At 59.7% G+C, this 17,022-nt stretch carries 19 protein-coding genes; 5 read left to right on the top strand and 14 right to left on the bottom strand.

The annotated features are described in order from the left end of the window. Window positions 1–22: 22 nt before the first annotated feature. Window positions 23–640, bottom strand: coding sequence for a bifunctional phosphoserine phosphatase/homoserine phosphotransferase ThrH (gene thrH / locus QRN38_RS05765; protein WP_005765732.1), 618 nt, complete (start codon window positions 638–640; stop codon window positions 23–25). A 140-nt stretch (window positions 641–780) separates the two neighbouring features. On the opposite strand from thrH, the gene QRN38_RS05770 reads away from it, so the two are divergent. After that, a complete protein-coding gene (locus QRN38_RS05770) occupies window positions 781–1,515 on the top strand; it encodes a phosphoadenylyl-sulfate reductase (protein ID WP_057417807.1) in 735 nt (244 codons plus the stop codon). Window positions 1,516–1,645: 130 nt separating this feature from the next. Here QRN38_RS05770 and cysB read toward each other — a convergent pair whose 3' ends face one another. The 4 genes from cysB to QRN38_RS05790 form a co-directional block, all read right to left on the bottom strand. Continuing rightward, complete coding sequence (gene cysB, locus QRN38_RS05775; RefSeq protein ID WP_003382487.1) at window positions 1,646–2,620, bottom strand: HTH-type transcriptional regulator CysB; 975 nt, start codon at window positions 2,618–2,620, stop codon at window positions 1,646–1,648. 165 nt (window positions 2,621–2,785) lie between these two features. Then, a complete protein-coding gene (locus QRN38_RS05780; RefSeq protein ID WP_057417806.1) occupies window positions 2,786–3,289 on the bottom strand; it encodes a universal stress protein in 504 nt (167 codons plus the stop codon). Window positions 3,290–3,367: 78 nt separating this feature from the next. After that, entirely contained in the window at window positions 3,368–4,288 is a 921-nt protein-coding gene (locus QRN38_RS05785) for a 5'-nucleotidase (protein ID WP_057417805.1), read from the bottom strand. A 3-nt stretch (window positions 4,289–4,291) separates the two neighbouring features. Beyond that, the gene (locus QRN38_RS05790) at window positions 4,292–5,263 is read right to left on the bottom strand and encodes a putative 2-dehydropantoate 2-reductase (RefSeq protein WP_057417804.1); all 972 of its coding nucleotides are present in this window, start codon (window positions 5,261–5,263) and stop codon (window positions 4,292–4,294) included. Between the two features lie 243 nt (window positions 5,264–5,506). Here QRN38_RS05790 and QRN38_RS05795 point away from each other — a divergent pair, with 243 nt between their 5' ends. After that, entirely contained in the window at window positions 5,507–6,583 is a 1,077-nt protein-coding gene (locus tag QRN38_RS05795) for a 3-deoxy-7-phosphoheptulonate synthase (protein ID WP_003382491.1), read from the top strand. Window positions 6,584–6,669: 86 nt separating this feature from the next. Here the strand turns inward: QRN38_RS05795 and QRN38_RS05800 are convergent, their stop codons facing one another. Then, complete coding sequence (locus QRN38_RS05800; RefSeq protein ID WP_003382493.1) at window positions 6,670–6,957, bottom strand: GNAT family N-acetyltransferase; 288 nt, start codon at window positions 6,955–6,957, stop codon at window positions 6,670–6,672. Window positions 6,958–7,429: 472 nt separating this feature from the next. Here QRN38_RS05800 and QRN38_RS05805 point away from each other — a divergent pair, with 472 nt between their 5' ends. Continuing rightward, entirely contained in the window at window positions 7,430–7,681 is a 252-nt protein-coding gene (locus tag QRN38_RS05805; protein ID WP_057417803.1) for an Lpp/OprI family alanine-zipper lipoprotein, read from the top strand. 309 nt (window positions 7,682–7,990) lie between these two features. Here the strand turns inward: QRN38_RS05805 and QRN38_RS05810 are convergent, their stop codons facing one another. The 3 genes from QRN38_RS05810 to QRN38_RS05820 all read right to left on the bottom strand — a co-directional run bounded on the left by QRN38_RS05810 (window position 7,991) and on the right by QRN38_RS05820 (window position 10,008). Next, a complete protein-coding gene (locus tag QRN38_RS05810; RefSeq protein ID WP_003373395.1) occupies window positions 7,991–8,956 on the bottom strand; it encodes a L,D-transpeptidase family protein in 966 nt (321 codons plus the stop codon). 108 nt (window positions 8,957–9,064) lie between these two features. After that, complete coding sequence (locus tag QRN38_RS05815; protein ID WP_002553016.1) at window positions 9,065–9,346, bottom strand: hypothetical protein; 282 nt, start codon at window positions 9,344–9,346, stop codon at window positions 9,065–9,067. A 56-nt stretch (window positions 9,347–9,402) separates the two neighbouring features. Then, complete coding sequence (locus QRN38_RS05820) at window positions 9,403–10,008, bottom strand: arylesterase (RefSeq protein WP_057417802.1); 606 nt, start codon at window positions 10,006–10,008, stop codon at window positions 9,403–9,405. Between the two features lie 10 nt (window positions 10,009–10,018). Between QRN38_RS05820 and QRN38_RS05825 the strand changes: the two genes are divergently transcribed. Next, window positions 10,019–10,702: an ABC transporter ATP-binding protein gene (locus QRN38_RS05825; RefSeq protein WP_057417801.1), complete on the top strand. Its 684-nt coding sequence runs from the start codon at window positions 10,019–10,021 to the stop codon at window positions 10,700–10,702. Then, entirely contained in the window at window positions 10,702–13,218 is a 2,517-nt protein-coding gene (locus tag QRN38_RS05830) for an ABC transporter permease (RefSeq protein ID WP_005765750.1), read from the top strand. The genes QRN38_RS05825 and QRN38_RS05830 overlap by 1 nt, the downstream gene beginning before the upstream one ends. 277 nt (window positions 13,219–13,495) lie before the next feature. Here QRN38_RS05830 and greB read toward each other — a convergent pair whose 3' ends face one another. The 5 genes from greB to QRN38_RS05855 all read right to left on the bottom strand — a co-directional run bounded on the left by greB (window position 13,496) and on the right by QRN38_RS05855 (window position 16,979). Further along, complete coding sequence (gene greB, locus QRN38_RS05835; protein WP_005617338.1) at window positions 13,496–13,969, bottom strand: transcription elongation factor GreB; 474 nt, start codon at window positions 13,967–13,969, stop codon at window positions 13,496–13,498. A gap of 46 nt (window positions 13,970–14,015) precedes the next feature. Then, complete coding sequence (locus tag QRN38_RS05840; RefSeq protein WP_003379830.1) at window positions 14,016–14,345, bottom strand: hypothetical protein; 330 nt, start codon at window positions 14,343–14,345, stop codon at window positions 14,016–14,018. A 104-nt stretch (window positions 14,346–14,449) separates the two neighbouring features. After that, window positions 14,450–14,758: a class I SAM-dependent methyltransferase gene (locus QRN38_RS05845; RefSeq protein ID WP_017702703.1), complete on the bottom strand. Its 309-nt coding sequence runs from the start codon at window positions 14,756–14,758 to the stop codon at window positions 14,450–14,452. Between the two features lie 258 nt (window positions 14,759–15,016). Beyond that, the gene (locus QRN38_RS05850) at window positions 15,017–15,451 is read right to left on the bottom strand and encodes a DoxX family protein (protein WP_005765767.1); all 435 of its coding nucleotides are present in this window, start codon (window positions 15,449–15,451) and stop codon (window positions 15,017–15,019) included. Between the two features lie 106 nt (window positions 15,452–15,557). Beyond that, window positions 15,558–16,979 carry an MltF family protein gene (locus QRN38_RS05855; protein ID WP_057415423.1) on the bottom strand — a complete coding sequence of 474 codons (1,422 nt, stop codon included), beginning with the start codon at window positions 16,977–16,979 and terminating at the stop codon, window positions 15,558–15,560. Between the last annotated feature and the right edge of the window lie 43 nt (window positions 16,980–17,022).

The following is a 17,022-nucleotide window of genomic DNA, read 5'->3' on the forward strand; positions in this document are numbered from 1 at the left end:
AGGATAGATGTAAGCCTCGCGCTTAAAGCACCAGCTCCCGATTCGACGCCTTGATGAACTCTTTTTTCAGCTCATCGAACGTGTGCACCGCCGGAAACTGCGGAAACTCGCGGATCACGTTGTCGGGCGCATGAAACAGAATGCCGGCGTCGGCCTCGCCCAGCATGGTGGTGTCGTTGTAGGAGTCGCCCGCTGCGATGATTCGGTAGTACAGGCTTTTAAACGCCAGCACCGACTGACGCTTGGGGTCTTTTTGACGCAATTGGTAACTGACTACGCGATCGGTTTCATCAGTGATCAGCCGATGACACAGCAGCGTCGGAAACCCCAGTTGACGCATCAGCGGCTGGGAAAACTCGTAAAACGTGTCCGACAGAATCACCACCTGAAAACGCTCGCGCAGCCAGTCGACGAACTCCACAGCGCCCTCCAGCGGCTTGAGGGTGCTGATAACTGCCTGAATATCCGCCAGTTTCAGCCCGTGCTCATCGAGAATACGCAGGCGCTGCTTCATCAGCACGTCATAGTCGGGAATGTCCCTGGTCGTCGCGCGCAATGATTCGATACCGGTTTTTTCGGCAAAGGCGATCCAGATTTCCGGCACCAGCACACCTTCCAGGTCCAGACAGGCAATTTCCACAGCACACTCCCCAACGGCATTCACGATCAAAGGAAGCGGCACTCTAGCCTCTGGCAACGGCCACTGAACAGCAGATTTTGTTACCATTGCCGCCATCACGAGCGCTTAAGCGCCACTCTTGCATTTTAGGAAGCCGCCTGATGAGCCAACCTTTCGACGTCGCTGCACTGGCGACGACTTATGCGAACAAGTCTGCACAGGACATTCTGAAACTGGCGTTCGAGCATTTCGGTGACGAACTGTGGATCTCCTTCAGCGGCGCCGAAGACGTCGTGCTGGTGGACATGGCCTGGAAACTGAACAAAAACGTCAAGGTCTTCAGCCTCGACACAGGCCGTCTGCACCCCGAGACCTATCGCTTCATCGAACAGGTCCGTGATCACTACAAAATCGACATCGAGATCATCTCGCCGGACCAGCGCGCGCTTGAACCTTTCGTCAAGGAAAAGGGCCTGTTCAGCTTCTACCGGGACGGGCATGGCGAATGCTGCGGCATCCGCAAGATCGAGCCGCTGCGCCGTAAGCTGTCCAGCGTCAAGGCCTGGGCCACCGGCCAGCGCCGCGACCAGAGCCCCGGGACGCGCAGTGCTGTTGCGGCACTGGAAGTAGACAGCGCATTCTCAACGGCCGAAAGCACGCTGTACAAGTTCAACCCGTTGGCGCAGATGAGCAGCGAGGAAATCTGGGGCTACATCCGCATGCTGGAACTGCCTTACAACAGCCTGCACGAGCGTGGCTTCATCAGCATCGGCTGCGAACCCTGCACCCGCCCGGTCCTGCCCAACCAGCACGAACGCGAAGGCCGCTGGTGGTGGGAAGAAGCCACCCAGAAAGAATGCGGCCTGCATGCGGGCAATCTGATAGTGCGCGACTGACGTCGCGAGCTGCAAGCTGCAAGCTGCAAGCTAGAGTCTTCGGGCGTCTACTTGCAGCTTACAACTCGAAACTTAAAGCTGCCTCTCAAGCTTTTACTTGCAGCTTGTAGCTAAAAGCTTGCCGCTGCTCCTAATGCACCGGCAGTTCGACATTGGCAAACAGTTCTTCCATTTCCTGTTTGTTATGGCACTGGATCGCCTTGGCCATGACTTCGCGGGTAAGGTGCGGGGCGAACTTCTCGATGAAGTCGCACATGAAGCCACGCAGGAAAGTGCCGCGACGGAACGCGATCTTGGTGACGCTGGACTCGAACAGGTCGCTGGCATCGAGTACCACCAGGTCGCTGTCGACCTCTTCGTCCACCGCCATTCTTGCCACAATCCCCACACCCAGGTTGAGCCTGACGTAGGTCTTGATCACGTCCGCATCCGCAGCAGTAAAGACGACCTTGGGCACCAGACCGCGATGACTGAACGCTTCGTCCAGCTTGGAGCGACCGGTGAAACCGAACACGTACGTCACGATCGGGTATTCCGCCAGCAACTCCAGGGTCAGCTTCGGCACCTTGGTCAGCGGATGGCCTTGGGGCACCACCACACAGCGGTTCCAGCGGTAGCACGGCATCATCACCAGATCGCTGAACTGCTCGAGCGCTTCGGTGGCGATCGCGAAATCAACCGTTCCGTCAGCGGCCATTTCGGCAATCTGCATCGGCGAACCCTGGTGCATGTGCAACGCAACATCCGGGTATTGCTTGATGAAGTTGCTGATGACCGGCGGCAATGCGTAGCGCGCCTGGGTGTGAGTGGTAGCGATCGACAGCGTGCCCTTTTTCTCGTTGGAAAATTCCTGGGCAATTTGCTTGATGCTCTCGACCTTGCGCAGAATTTCACCCGCGGTGGTGATGATGCGCTCGCCAGCAGGCGTCACACGTGTCAGGTGCTTGCCACTGCGGGCGAAAACCTCGACACCCAGCTCATCCTCGAGCAGACGGATCTGCTTGCTGATGCCTGGCTGGGAGGTGTAAAGGCTCTGGGCCGTCGCGGAAACGTTGAGGTCGTGGTGCGCCACTTCCCAAATGTAGCGCAGTTGTTGGAGCTTCATATGTATCCCTCAAAGCAGATAAACCCTATGGGTATCAGCGACGGTATATAACTGGATTAATGGTGAGATGAATAATTCTAGAACTTTTTATCACCTTTGTAAGGCGATGGCACGCTCGATTTCATTAAAACCGCCAATTGAACCTTTCCCTACCTCGCCCGTTCTTCAACATCCCTTCTGACATAACGCTTTCGACATAATGGGCACCATGTACACCGGCACCCCGGAGGACTGCAGAACCCTGGCGGCCGTTCGACCTATCGACGCGCCCTCTTGCGCGCTGGCGCTGTGACGGCCGAGCACCAGCAAATCCACGTCCAGTTTATGTGCCTGCTCGATGATCACGCTGGCCGGCTCTCCCTGAACGACACGCACTGTGCGGATCAGGGACAAGTCGCTGTGGCCTTCCCCCAGCTCTTCACGAAAACCGTCGAGCATCCGCTGCTCAATGCCCTCCATGAACGCATGGGCACCCTTGCCGTGCAGTTCCTGCAACGCCTCCTCGCCCAGATAACTCTGCAGCACCGACTCGGCAAACAGGCCCATGGGCTCAACGACATGGACAACGTACAACCCGGCATCGAACGTTCGAGCCAGCGCCAGCGCGTGTTGCATGACATAAGGCGCGTACAGACCGAGGTCTGTGGCATACAGCATCGAACGAACCATAGACAACCTCCCGGACAACAAGAATGGCGGAGATCGATTGAGCTTAGCAGGGCATCGCCGGCGACGACGGCAGGTTACTCAGCCCCCGCCATTGAACGGAATTATCTCGTTACTGATGCCATGCGGAACGTGGCCTGTAGCGACCACCTCACGCGCTTTTTCACAGTGACCGGGCTGATCATCGAAAAACACATCGGCGGCGAACGCCTCAAGGAAGGCCGACTTCTGCAAGCCGCCGAGAAACAGCGACTCGTCCAGACGGATGTCCCATTCGCGCAAGGTGCGAATCACCCGTTCGTGGGCGGGTGCCGAGCGCGCCGTAACCAGCGCCGTGCGGATCGGGCAGCTTGCGTCGGGAAACTCGCGTTGCAATTGATTGAGCGCAGCGAGAAACGGCTTGAACGGCCCGCCGCGCAAGGGTTCGCGAGCCGATTCACGCTCGCTGGCCTGGAACGCAGCCAGGCCGCCACTCTGGTAGACCCGCTCCGATTCATCGGAAAACAACACCGCATCGCCATCAAAGGCAATGCGCAATTCGGCGCTGGCAGCACGCCTGGCGCCGCCGGAAAGAATGGTCGCCGCTGCAAACCCTGCATCCAGCGCGCTGCGCACGTCTTCGGCATGTGTCGAGAGAAACAGGTGGCAGCCAAACGCCGCCAGGTAGGGATAAGGACTGCGCCCGCCGGCAAAGGCTGCACGGGCGATGTCCAGCCCGTAGTGCTGGATGGAATTGAAGACCCGCAAACCGGTGTCGGCACTGTTGCGCGACACCAGCACCACTTCGACGCGTGCCTTGCTCAGGCTGGCATTGAGGTTGAGCAGTTTTTCCACCAGGGTGAAGGCATCGCCGCGCTCGAGAATCTCGTCTTCGTGCTCGATCTGATACTTGCGGTACGCCTCAACCCCTTCGGCCATGTAAACAGCATGGCTGTCGCGCAGGTCAAACAGCGCCCGCGATGAAATCGCCAGTACCAGTTTGTGATCATCTGATTCTGTCATTCATCATTCCTCGCGTGCTTGACGGTTGCCACGATCTATAAATGCCAGTGCCTGATACAGCGCGCGAACGCGGGCCATGTCAAAACCTGCAGCCTGCGCTGCCGCAAGGGGACGGGCATAAATCGCCTCCAGCTCCAGCGGGCGCTTTTCGGCCAGATCGTGGTACATGCTGGGTTTGTAGTCCGACATGCTTTCGGTGACTGATAACAGGTGCTGGGCGAAATCGGCCGGCAACGTATGGCCACAGGCTTGTGCGCCCTGCACCACTTCGTCCATCAGTGCGCGGATCAGCGCGCGACTGTCAGGGTCGCCCATCAACCCGGTCGTACCCGCCTGCAACAACGCCGACAAACCGTTGTAGGGCACATTCCAGACCAGCTTCTGCCAGCGAGCCTGTTGCAGACTGGCCATCACGGGGGCGTCGATTCCGGCAGCCTTGAACAACGCTGCGCATGCTTCGACAACGGCCAGGCGACTCGCCTCATCGCCTGCCGGGCCGCTGTGATAGCCCACGCTGACCGCGCCGAATGCCTGGTGGGCAACCACGCCAGGCGCAATGCGGTTCACGCAGACAAAGCACAAGCCGCCCAGTATGTGCAGGCCATCAGGCAGCACAGCCCGCAGTTGATCTTCAACGTCCAGACCGTTCTGCAACAGCAGTACCCTGGCATCCGGCGCGGCGACCTGGCGGATGATCGGGCCCAACGCGGCATTGCCGGTGCTTTTGGTGCCCACCAGCAACCAGTCGCAGGGCGGCATGTCGGTGGCAGAGCGGTAGGCCTGCACAGGCTGGAGGTGTAAATCACCGTGTACGGCGCTTTTGACCTGCAAACCTTCGTGCGCCACGGTCTCAAACTCGCTGCGCAGCAGAAAATGCACGTCGAAACCGGCCCGCGCCAGCATCAGTCCGTAAAAACCGCCGATGGCACCGGTACCGATGATGCCGATACGCGGCCGATGGGGCTCAGTGGTCATAAAAACTCCCTTGGCTGTCCGGGTATTCAAGGCCACACACTATCCGTGGCGGCGGTTTGTCTTGCAACACAGAGGCGCAACTCGGCCGGCAACCACGTCGAACCTGCCCGATACCTCGTTTACTTATTGTCGAACAGCGCGATAACGCGCTAAGGTTCCGCTCCCCGCTGCGCTCAAACCTGCTGGGCACCGCCGCACGGGGGACCGTTGGCGGCCAGTACCCGCGACCTGATGAGTAACACGATGGCTGATTTACCGATTAACGACCTCAACGTTGCCTCCAACGAGACTCTGATCACACCGGATCAGCTCAAGCGCGACATCCCGCTGACCGACGCTGCACTGCAGACTGTCAGCCAGGGTCGCGAAGTGATTCGCAACATTCTCGATGGCAATGATCACCGCCTGTTCATCGTGATCGGCCCGTGCTCGATCCACGACCTGAAAGCGGCCAAAGAGTACGCCGAGCGCCTCAAGGTACTGGCGGCGGAAGTTTCCGACACGCTGTATCTGGTCATGCGCGTGTACTTCGAGAAGCCTCGCACCACAGTGGGCTGGAAAGGCCTGATCAACGACCCGTACCTGGATGACTCGTTCAAGATCCAGGATGGCTTGCACATCGGCCGCCAACTGCTGCTGGACCTGGCTGAAATGGGCCTGCCGACCGCAACCGAAGCGCTGGACCCGATCTCCCCGCAATACCTGCAGGACCTGATCAGCTGGTCGGCCATCGGCGCGCGCACCACCGAATCGCAGACCCACCGCGAGATGGCTTCCGGCCTGTCTTCGGCCGTCGGCTTCAAGAACGGCACCGACGGCGGCCTGACCGTTGCCATCAACGCTCTGCAGTCGGTCTCAAGCCCGCATCGCTTCCTGGGCATCAACCAGGAAGGCGGCGTGTCGATCGTGACCACCAAGGGCAACGCCTATGGCCACGTCGTGCTACGCGGTGGCAATGGCAAGCCCAACTATGATTCGGTCAGCGTCGCGCTCTGCGAGCAGGCGCTGAACAAGGCCGGCATTCGCCCCAACATCATGGTCGATTGCAGCCACGCCAACTCCAACAAGGACCCGGCCCTGCAACCGCTGGTGATGGAAAACGTCGCCAACCAGATTCTGGAAGGCAACGAGTCGATCATCGGCCTGATGGTCGAGAGCCATCTGAACTGGGGTTGTCAGGCGATTCCCAAGGATCTGTCGGAATTGCAGTACGGCGTCTCCATCACCGATGCCTGCATCGACTGGGAAAGCACTGAAAAAACCCTGCGCAGCATGCATGCCAAGCTCAAGGGCGTACTGCCGGCGCGCACGCGTAAATGATCGGTATCTAGTCGATCTAATGCAGTAACGAAAACGCCGAGCAGATGCTCGGCGTTTTTCTGGGTGCCAGCAGCAGAAAAGCCGGATCAGAGCTTGGCCGCTTGCGACTGCAGGTCATGAAGTTCCATGTAGCGCTCGACATAAGAACAGGACGGTATGACCGAATAGCCAATGCTGTCGGCGTAGTCCAGTGCCTGTTTGGTGAGGGCAGCGGCAATACCGCGACCACGCAAGGCGTCGGGAACAAAGGTGCGGTAAAAATCCAGGGTTTGTTTACCGAGATCCATATACGTCAGATAGGCACGGTGGCCGTCGATAATGATTTCAAAATGATGGCCGGTCTCGTCATGGTGGATGGACAACGCCTCGCTCATCGCTACTCCTCGCGGGTCTTGGAATTTGACCCCTACCTTACCGATCTTTTTCCGGCGAAGGAACATCTACGCCACCCAGTGCCTGTTTTTGACACCGGAAAGAGCATTGCCGATCTCGACAAACAGCACGCTTGGATAGTAGGCACCAATGCTGAAGATGCTCAAGCGCGGTAGAGGTAAAAACACATGAAAATGACAATCCGCCGACCGGCAGTCAAACACAGTGACGGCAGAAAACACGTTCTGGCGTGACCACGGAACGCCTGAAGTGAACCGGAGCCCAGTAAAAGTGGATAGTTTTTGTACAGAACGCTTGAGAAGTAACGCGGAACACTTTCAAAGCAGGGAATTTTAGCAGCTTCTTGCGCTGGGTCCGTTTACTTACTACAAACAATGGGTACTATGTACGCCGGTCGTTTTCTCATTTTCGAGAGATGACTAATTTGAACAAAATTCCTTGAAGGTGAACACGATGAACAACGTTCTGAAATTCTCTGCTCTGGCTCTGGCCGCAGTTATGGCTACCGGTTGCAGCAGCGTATCCAAAGAAACCGAAGCTCGTCTGACAGCTACCGAAGACGCAGCTGCTCGTTCGCAAGCACGTGCCGACGAAGCCTACCGCAAGGCTGACGAAGCTCTGGCTGCTGCTCAAAAAGCTCAGCAGACTGCTGACGAAGCCAACGAGCGCGCTCTGCGCATGTTGGACAAGGCTAGCCGCAAGTAATAATCCTCCGGGGTTATTGAAAGCCGATCCGGCAACGGGTCGGCTTTTTTTATTCTTTTTTTGACGGGGTGGTTGCTCGCGGACGGCTGAGCTTTTGATTCTCGTTCCACGCTCCGCGTGGAAATGCATTTCGTGACGCTCTGCGTCACACGGCGGCTCTGCGATTTCAGTGAGATTTCGGTTCGACTTGAGGCACCTTTTCGCCCCTCGGCGAGTGACTTTGAAGGATCAAAGTAACCAAAATCCAGGCTCCGTTTCCGGCCCGACTTCGTCGGGTTCCTTCGCCCTGACGCTGATCCGGGGGCCGCCCTACTGAAAAATCACCGGTTCTTCCGCTCTCGCAGAGGCGACCCCCGGCACTGCAATCTCCACCGGCATGCCGTCTTCGGCTGCTACCACGTCACGGACCATGTCCCAGTTCATGCGCAGGTTGTTGGCCAGATCGTCACGTTTGAGCAGCGCGTTGATGACGGCGGTGTGTTTGTCGACCACGGACGGGTTGCCCAGGTCGTCGACTGGCGTGTGCGCTTCAAGATAGACCTTGCCGCCGCTGAGGCCGAATTTGTAGGGCTCGCTGATGATGCGCACCGTGGTGCCGACCGGGGCCATGTCGGCCAGTTCCAGTACGTTGTTGTTGTACATGCGGAAACAGCCGTGGCTGGTGCGCATGCCTATGCCGAACTTCTTGTTCGAGCCGTGGATCAGGTAACCGGACAGGCCCAGACCAAACTTGAACGGACCCAGCGGGTTATCCGGGCCAGCCGGCACGACGTTGGGCAATGGATCGCCGTCGGCAGCATGCTCGGCTTTGATCGAGGCAGGGGGTGTCCAGGTCGGGTTCGGGGTCTTGGCCGTTACCTTGGTCACACCGATAGGCGACCCCCAGCCTTCACGACCGACGCCCAGCGGGTAGGTGTGCACCACATTCTGCCCCTTGGGGTAGTAATACATGCGGTATTCGGCGAGGTTGATGACAATCCCTTCGCGCGGGCCCGGCGGCAGAATGAAGCGGGTCGGCAGCACGATGTCCTTGCCGGCACCCGGCAGCCACGGGTCCACGCCCGGGTTGGCGGCGATCATTTCCAGATAGCCCAGGTCGTATTTAGTGCCCAGGTCAGCGAAGGTATCTTCGTATTTGGCCTGAATGACCTGCACCTGACCAACGATGTCCTCGCCAGGCGGCGGCAATGGAAACTCCAGAGCATGGACAGAGCTCGCCGCGCACAGAGCAGCAAGCGACAGACAGCGGGTAACGGCTGGAATGCGCGACAACATCCGGGAAGATCCTTCGGGTAACGATACTGTGGAGACAAGCGCTGAAGTGTACACCGGCACTTGCCGGATCGGGGATATCTGCGCAAGGCCCGTGCGCGGCGTCGACAGCTAAAGTTCAGGCCAGATCGGATTCATCCCCCTGCGCTGCGCGTCCATGATGGCCTTGCACAACGGGCACAGGCGCTCATCGCGCATGGCTTGCAGCTCGACGGCGCGCATTTGCGGCTGCGCTGGCAACAACGTGCCACACAATGTTCTATCAATCGAGCCGCCCAGCTCCAGTTGGCGAGCGATCAGATGGACGCGCACTTCCTGACAGGCGAACAGATCCAGCTGTTCATGGGGCTCAAGCATTTGATAGGCATACAGGGACCAGGCGGGACGCGGCATGGGGGGCTCCAGATCGGGGGCGCCACATTAGCCGAAAGCCCCCGCCCGGGAAAGCCTCAAAGCAGCGGTTTCAGGCTCGGCCAGACATTTTCCAGCAACTTGCCCTGCACCGCTGCGGCGGGATGCAGACCATCGGCCTGCATCAACCCGGGCACCCCGCCGACACCTTCGAGAAAGAACGGCACGAACGGCACCTTTTTCTCTTCGGCCAGATGGCTGTAGACCTCTTTGAAGGCGGTGGTGTAACGCGGGCCGTAATTGGGCGGTATCTGCATACCGAGCAATAGCACCCTGGCACCGGCCGCGCGTGAGCTGTCGATCATCGACGAAAGGTTTTGTTGCAATTGAGCTGGCTGCTGGCCACGCAACCCGTCGTTGCCACCCAATTCGAGAATGACCAGCGCGGGCTTATGCTCTGCAAGCAGCGCAGGCAGACGCGCCTGGCCCCCGGCACTGGTGTCGCCGCTGATCGACGCATTGACCACCTTGTCGGTGTATCCCTCGGCCTTGAGCCGCTGTTCAAGCAGGCTGACCCACCCCACACGGGTATCCAGGCCGAAAGCCGCACTGATACTATCCCCAACGATCAAGACTGTGCCCGCCATCGCCCCCTGTGACAGCAGCAACAACCCCAGGCCAGCACTTAAAAACCACGCACGCATCGGATTCTCCATGAGTGAAAGTATTCTCAGTGCCCAAAACCTCAGCAAAGTGGTCCCCAGCACCGAAGGTGACCTTACCATCCTGCACGAACTCTCCCTGGAACTAAACAAGGGCGACACGCTGGCCATCGTCGGTGCCTCCGGCTCGGGCAAATCTACGCTGCTCGGGTTGCTCGCCGGGCTCGACCTGCCCAGCGCCGGTTCCGTCATCCTGTCAGGCCGCAACCTCAGCGAGCTGGATGAAGACCAGCGCGCCAGAGTGCGCGCCGAGCACGTCGGGTTTGTCTTTCAGTCATTCCAGTTGCTCGACAGCCTGAATGCACTGGAAAACGTCATGCTGCCGATGGAGCTCGAAGGCCGCAAGGACGCCCGCGAAAAAGCCCGCGACCTGCTGGAGCGCGTGGGGCTGGGCAAGCGCCTGAACCACACACCACGCCAGTTGTCCGGAGGCGAACAGCAACGCGTGGCGATTGCCCGCGCTTTCGCCGCCGATCCGCACGTTTTGTTTGCCGACGAACCTACCGGCAACCTGGACAGTCACACCGGCGAGCGCATCAGCGACCTGCTGTTCGAACTGAACAAGGAACGCAACACCACGCTGGTGCTGGTCACCCACGATGAGCGCCTCGCCCATCGCTGTCGCCGTCTGATCCGTCTTGAAGGGGGTCGCCTGGTCGCCCCGCAGGAGCCTTGATGGCACGTTTGCCTTTTGCCCGTCTGCTGAGCCTTGCCACACGCCAACTGTTGCGCGATGCCCGCGCCGGTGAATTACGTGTGTTGTTCTTTGCATTGCTGGTGGCCGTGGCTGCCAGCACCGCCATCGGCTACTTCGGTGCGCGCCTGAACGGCGCGATGCTGTTGCGGGCGACCGAGTTTCTCGGCGCTGATCTGGTTGTCGAAGGCTCAAGCCCGGCACGCGCAGAGCAGATTGAAGAAGGCACACGCCTGCAGCTCAAGCATGCGCAGATTGTGGTCTTTTCCAGTGTGATCGCCACCGATGCCGGGATCCAGCTGTCGAGCATCAAGGCCGTGGATGATGCCTACCCGTTACGCGGCGAACTGAAAAGCGCACCGGACCTGTATCAGACCGAGCAGGCCGGCAGCGGCCCGAAACCCGGTGAAGCCTGGGCCGAGGCGCGGCTGTTTCCTGCGGTGGACTTGAAGATTGGCGACGACATCGACGTTGGCGCCAAGACCTTGAAACTGACCCGCGTGCTGACCTACGAGCCGGACCGCGCCGGCAACTTCTACAGCCTCACCCCACGGGTAATGATCAACCTGCAGGATCTGGCCGCCACCGGTGTGGTGCAGCCGGGCAGCCGGGTCAGCTACCGGGAAATGTGGAGCGGCCCGCCAGAGGCGCTGGCCACCTACCGCAAGGCCATCGAACCAGGCCTTGAACCGCACCAGGAAATAAAAGACGCCCGCGACGGCAGCCAGCAGATTGGCGGCGCACTGGGCAAAGCCGAACGCTACCTGAATATGGCGAGCCTGGTCGCAGTGCTGCTGGCAGGCGTCGCTGTTGCACTGTCGGCGTCCCGATTCGCTGCACGGCGTTTCGATGCCAGCGCCCTGCTCCGCTGCCTGGGCCTGTCGCGCGGCGAAACCATGACATTGTTCAGCCTGCAACTGGCGATCATCGGCCTGCTGGCCAGCCTGAGCGGCGCACTGCTCGGCTGGCTGGCACAATTGGGGCTGTTCGCCCTGTTGCAAAACCTGCTGCCGGCCAGCGTGCCACCGGGAGGCCTCTTGCCTGCGCTGGCAGGCATGGGCACCGGGCTGGTGGCGCTGGCCGGTTTCGCCCTGCCGCCACTCGCGGCATTGGGCCGCGTGCCGCCTTTACGCGTTTTGCGCCGGGACATGCTGCCGATTCCCGCCAGTTCATGGCTGGTGTATGGCGCGGCGCTGCTCGCGCTGGGCCTGATAATGTGGCGCCTGAGCCTGGACCTGGTGCTGACATTCGCCCTGCTGGGCGGTGGCGTGGTCGCTGCGCTGATACTGGGCAGCCTGTTGCTACTGGCACTCAACAGCCTGCGCCGCTTGCTGGCCGGGGCGTCGCTGCCGTGGCGATTGGGTCTGGGGCAACTGCTGCGTTACCCGCTGGCCGCTGCCGGTCAGTCGCTGGCCTTCGGGCTGATCCTGCTGTCGATGGGCTTGATCGCGCTGCTGCGTGGCGAGTTGCTCGACACCTGGCAGAACCAGCTGCCCAAGGATGCGCCAAACTACTTCGTGCTCAATGTGCTGCCCGCCGACAAGGACAACTTCGCCCAGACGCTGAGCAAGCTGTCCACCCACTCTGCCCCGCTGTATCCGGTGGTACCGGGACGCCTGACCAGCATCAATGGCGAACCGGTGAGCAGCTTCGTCACCAAGGACTCGCGTGGCGAGAACGCCACACGCCGCGACCTGAGCCTGACCTGGGCTGCCGACTTGCCCGAGGGCAATACCCTGACCGCTGGCACCTGGTGGAAAGACCTGCCCGCTGACGGCCAGAACAACGTGACGCCTGGTGTGTCGATTGAGGCCAAACTGGCCGACAGCCTGCAGATCAAACTGGGCGACCGTTTGAGCTTCATCGTCGGAGGACTGACCCGCGAGGCGCAGGTCACCAGCTTGAGGGAGGTGAACTGGGACACCTTCCAGCCCAACTTCTTCATGATCTTCCAGCCAGGCACACTGGCCGATTTGCCGACCACTTACCTGACCAGCTTCTATCTGCCGCCCGGCCAGGACAAGCAGATTGTCGAGCTGTCACGGGCCTACCCGTCAATCAGCATTCTGGGTGTCGAGGCGCTGCTGGCGCAGGTGCGCAGCATTCTCGATCAGGTCACCCTCGCTGTGCAGTTCGTGCTGCTGTTTGTGCTGGCGGCAGGTATTGCCGTGCTGTTTTCAGGGTTGCAGGCGACCCTGGATGAGCGCATACGTCAGGGCGCGCTGCTGCGGGCGCTGGGCGCAAGACGGGCATTGCTGATCAAGTCGCGACGCATCGAATTCGGCTTGCTGGGTGCTGCCAGTGGCGTGCTGGCTGCGCTGGGTTGCGAGCTGGTGAGCTTCGTGTTGTACCGCTACGCCTTTTCCCTGGAATGGCAACCGCACCCCTGGTTGCTGCTGTTGCCGGTGATCGGCGCGCTGCTGGTCGGCGGCGCCGGCGTATTCGGTACTCGACGCGCGCTGAACGTCAGCCCGCTGACCGTGCTGCGCGAGGGTTGAGTTGAGGCGAGAAGCTGGGCGGTGCTCCGCGTTATGCGCAACGCGTCAGGAATTGACTATCGTGCCGATGCTCCGCGTCGGTATGCAGTTCGTGACGCTCTGCGTCACACAGCGGTTCTGCGATGTCAGTGATGTTTGTTTACGGCTCAAGTCACCTTTTCGCCCCTGAGCGACTGACTTTGAAGGATCAAAGCAAGCAAAATCCCAGCTCCGTTTCCGGCCCGACTTCGTCGGGTTCCTTCGCCCTGACACTGATCCGGACACTCTGCGTCCAGCCTCACCGCTCATAAACAATCGAATTCACAAACCAGAGCTTCTCGCCCTCCGGCGTGTTGACCAGCACCTCGTCGCCCACTTCCTTTTTCAACAAGGCGCGGGCCATGGGCGAGTCGATGGAAATGTAGTCGTTGCGACCGTAGATCTCGTCGTAGCCGACAACGCGAAATTTCTTCAGGTCGCCCGCTTCGTTCTCGATCTCGACCCAGGCACCGAAAAATACCCGACCCTCCTGTTCCGGCGAATACTGGACCACGCGCATGTCTTCCAGGCGCTTGCGCAAGTAGCGCACACGTCGGTCGATCTCGCGCAGCAGCTTCTTGTTGTACTGGTAATCCGCGTTTTCGCTGCGATCCCCCAGCGACGCTGCCCAAGCGACTTTCTGGGTGATGTCGGGCCGGTGCTCTCGCCACAGATAGTCGAGTTCTTTCTTCAGGGCTTCGTGTCCGCCCTGGGTGATGATTTTTGTACTCAAGACGTTCTCCGGCCCCGCAACAATCAATTCAACGGGCAATCAAGGGTTAACGACGCGCCACCTCGTGCTGGATGCAGCCATCGTAGTACACCTTGCTGACCGCATCAGGCTTCAGACGCGATTCGCTGTCGTAGGTCTGCTCGGTGATGCGTAAGGCCATAGGGCGCATCCACTGTTTGACGAACTTGCGCGCCTGAAGCTTCTGCCGCGCGCCATAGCGCGTGACGCCCGACAGCTTGGAAGCCTGCGCACCGCCGGCAATGGTCGAACCCCAACGGCACAGATAACGCTCGTTTTCCGTCGCGTTTCTGGCCTGAACGGAAAAAGCCAGCCCGCAAAGCGTCAAGCACGCTACAGCACAATAAACCAAACGCATGCGATAACCACCTAATCCTTTGATAAGGCGGCGATTTTGCCTGTCAGATCAAACGCCGGGGGCCAGCAATATGCCTTCTACGGCAATTGCACACCTCAGCCTGTTCAGCCGAAGGTAATCAAGCCCTGACGAGCAATGCGCGTCAGGTCACGAATGACCTGCTCGACGTTGTCCGTTTGTGGTGACTGCACCACAGCGAGGTCGAACTGGTCATTGGCAAAATGGCTTAGCGATTGCTGAGGATCGATGAACTGGATCAGAAACGCGCAGGAACCGCCGCGCCGACGTGGCCAGCCATCCAGATAACGTAACAGCGTGGGCTGATGAGAACCGCTCAGGAGGATTTTCGGATTCTTGCGGGACAAGACCGTGCTGATCGGGGAAAGACGAATGAGGGGGCGCAGGTTGTTCATGGTTTTTTCTCTGCCTCGCAAGATCCGCTGGGCAGCGGTGAGAGGCAACACCGAACCAACGTTTTAGCGGTATTTCGACAAGGCATGAGCCTTGCCAGGCGCCCCGCAAGTAGTTGTTAAATCGGCGCTTGAGCACGCATCCTAGAGAAACGCCCCATTCGTTGTCAATTGCCATCCGTGCCAGTGCAGCTGATGGACAGGTGCCTGCAAACGCACAAAGCCCGCAGCAAGCGGGCTTTGTGGATCAAGCATAGCCGATTATCGAGCGATGACGCGGTCCAGCGACAGTTTGCCCGCGCCCTCGATGAGCACCGCCAATGCGCCGCCGAGCAACGCCAGTGCGTACTCGTAGCCGTTGTTGGCCATGAAGAAGCCGTTATGGATATGCACGGTAAAAATCGCCACCAGCAACAGCACAATAACCACCACCGCGGCCGGCCGGGCCAGCAGGCCAAGGAGCAGGCCCACACCGCCGAAGAACTCGGCACTGCCGGACATCAGTGCCATCAGGTAGCCGGGCGTCAGGCCCAGGCTTTCCATGTACTGCGCCGTGCCTTCCAGGCCGTAGCCGCCAAACGCACCAAACAGTTTCTGGCTGCCGTGGGCAATGAACGCGATGCCGACAATCACCCGCAGGAGAGTCAGACCGTAGCCAGCGCGGGTAGTAAGGACCGATTTGATCAATGTGTTCATGCGGGCAAATTCCGGAATTGATTAGAAGAAAGTGACGCCATCATAATCAAATCGACTCATGTAAACATCGCAAATAACGGCGCATAATCATCTAAAAAATCGATACCTAGCGTTTTACCACCGTTTTGTTGCCGCTCTTTTCCAGCGAATCACGCTCGCGATCAAATGCCAGGTAGTACTTGTTCACACTGTTCACGAAAGCAACCACATTGGCCCCACCCTGCTCCATCGCCACGCGCTCGGTCTGAAAGAACCATTGGTTGGGATTGAGTCCGCGTCGCCGCGCTTCCTCGCGCATGCCTTGCACGCGCTCCGGCCCCAGGTTGTAGGCCGCCATCACGAAGGCCATGCGCTCGCGCTCGTTGACTCGGGAGCTGGAAAAATATTTGCGCTGGATCTGCGCCATGTAACGCGACCCGGCGCGGACATTGTCGTCGGCGCTCTGAATGCTCGACACGCCGACACTTTTCGCCGCAGACGGCGTGATCTGCAACAGACCTGTCGCGCCGCCGCTGCCTTTGGCGGCCGGGTCGAGCCTGGACTCCTTGAATGCCAGCGCTGCGAGGTCCAGCCAGTCCATGCCTTGCGCATCAGCGTGGCGTTGCAGCATGGGGCGCAGTTGCTCAAGACGCTGGCGATTGTTGCTGACCAGTGGGTTATTCACCTTGTAGGTGTTCTTGTACGCCTTGGCGAAAACCAGGTCCTGCTGGGCCGACGGTTTATATCCCTTGAGAAAGTCGTCGACACTGGCGCGCAGCAGGGTGGCGTTGTCACGCACGAACCAACTGATGTCACCGTGAGTCGGCAAGGTCAGGCCGCGATCAATGCGCAACTCAGGCATGATCTTCGCCCAACGTTCAGCAATGGGTTGCTCGACCAGGGTCATCGGGTAAATACCCGCCTGGACCATTTCCAGCACGTCCTCGACGGCCAGGCTGGGGTCGACCCATTCGATTTTCGCCAGCGGCAATTTGCGCAGCTCCAGTTGCCGGTTGACCTGATGCAAGGCTTCGTCGGCGGCGCTGCCGTTGGGCAGGCTCAGCGTGCGCCCGGACAACTGATCCACACGGCGCAGGCTGCGCTGACCGCGAACGCCGACCAGCACCAGCGGCACGTCATGCACGATCGGCGCGCTGGCCTTGATGCCTTTGGCCCCGCTGACATCGAGCAATTCGCCAGGCGCGATCATGTCGCCTTCGCCGCGCTGCAACGCCGTCAACAGCTGGTTCTTGGCTTTGGGAATGATCTTGAACGTGACTTTCTGTCCGTCGCGGGCATGGCTGTTGAGGTATTGCTCGAAGGCTTGCAGGCGATGATATTCGACGCCGATTTCCTGTCCTTTGACGTCGCCGGAACTGTTGCGGCTCTGATTGACCAGCACCTTCAACACTTTGCTGCTGCGAATGGTCGGCAGATCGCGGACCTGCGTGCTGTGCTGGACCGCATCGGGGCCAGACTGACGTGCAGACACCTGCAACGGCAAACAGGCCAGCAGACAGATAAAAGACACAAGCGCGGATCGGGTCATTCACTTCCCCAGGGCAATGCCGGAAAAAAACAGGAAAAAGGAA

Origin of the sequence: Pseudomonas sp. CFBP2511 (assembly GCF_030209255.1) — a bacterium.
GTDB lineage: Bacteria > Pseudomonadota > Gammaproteobacteria > Pseudomonadales > Pseudomonadaceae > Aquipseudomonas > Aquipseudomonas avellanae.

Bases quoted from the DNA above. Each gene is read 5' to 3' on its own strand.
- QRN38_RS05795 (WP_003382491.1), top strand. From the start codon at position 5,507: ATGGCTGATTTACCGATTAACGACCTCAACGTTGCCTCCAACGAGACT.
- QRN38_RS05810 (WP_003373395.1), bottom strand. From the start codon at position 8,956: ATGTTGTCGCGCATTCCAGCCGTTACCCGCTGTCTGTCGCTTGCTGCT.
- QRN38_RS05790 (WP_057417804.1), bottom strand. From the start codon at position 5,263: ATGACCACTGAGCCCCATCGGCCGCGTATCGGCATCATCGGTACCGGT.
- QRN38_RS05785 (WP_057417805.1), bottom strand. From the start codon at position 4,288: ATGACAGAATCAGATGATCACAAACTGGTACTGGCGATTTCATCGCGG.
- QRN38_RS05850 (WP_005765767.1), bottom strand. From the start codon at position 15,451: ATGAACACATTGATCAAATCGGTCCTTACTACCCGCGCTGGCTACGGT.
- QRN38_RS05780 (WP_057417806.1), bottom strand. From the start codon at position 3,289: ATGGTTCGTTCGATGCTGTATGCCACAGACCTCGGTCTGTACGCGCCT.
- QRN38_RS05770 (WP_057417807.1), top strand. From the start codon at position 781: ATGAGCCAACCTTTCGACGTCGCTGCACTGGCGACGACTTATGCGAAC.
- QRN38_RS05815 (WP_002553016.1), bottom strand. From the start codon at position 9,346: ATGCCGCGTCCCGCCTGGTCCCTGTATGCCTATCAAATGCTTGAGCCC.
- QRN38_RS05800 (WP_003382493.1), bottom strand. From the start codon at position 6,957: ATGAGCGAGGCGTTGTCCATCCACCATGACGAGACCGGCCATCATTTT.
- QRN38_RS05845 (WP_017702703.1), bottom strand. From the start codon at position 14,758: ATGAACAACCTGCGCCCCCTCATTCGTCTTTCCCCGATCAGCACGGTC.
- QRN38_RS05805 (WP_057417803.1), top strand. From the start codon at position 7,430: ATGAACAACGTTCTGAAATTCTCTGCTCTGGCTCTGGCCGCAGTTATG.
- QRN38_RS05830 (WP_005765750.1), top strand. From the start codon at position 10,702: ATGGCACGTTTGCCTTTTGCCCGTCTGCTGAGCCTTGCCACACGCCAA.
- cysB (WP_003382487.1), bottom strand. From the start codon at position 2,620: ATGAAGCTCCAACAACTGCGCTACATTTGGGAAGTGGCGCACCACGAC.
- QRN38_RS05825 (WP_057417801.1), top strand. From the start codon at position 10,019: ATGAGTGAAAGTATTCTCAGTGCCCAAAACCTCAGCAAAGTGGTCCCC.
- QRN38_RS05855 (WP_057415423.1), bottom strand. From the start codon at position 16,979: ATGACCCGATCCGCGCTTGTGTCTTTTATCTGTCTGCTGGCCTGTTTG.
- QRN38_RS05840 (WP_003379830.1), bottom strand. From the start codon at position 14,345: ATGCGTTTGGTTTATTGTGCTGTAGCGTGCTTGACGCTTTGCGGGCTG.
- QRN38_RS05820 (WP_057417802.1), bottom strand. From the start codon at position 10,008: ATGCGTGCGTGGTTTTTAAGTGCTGGCCTGGGGTTGTTGCTGCTGTCA.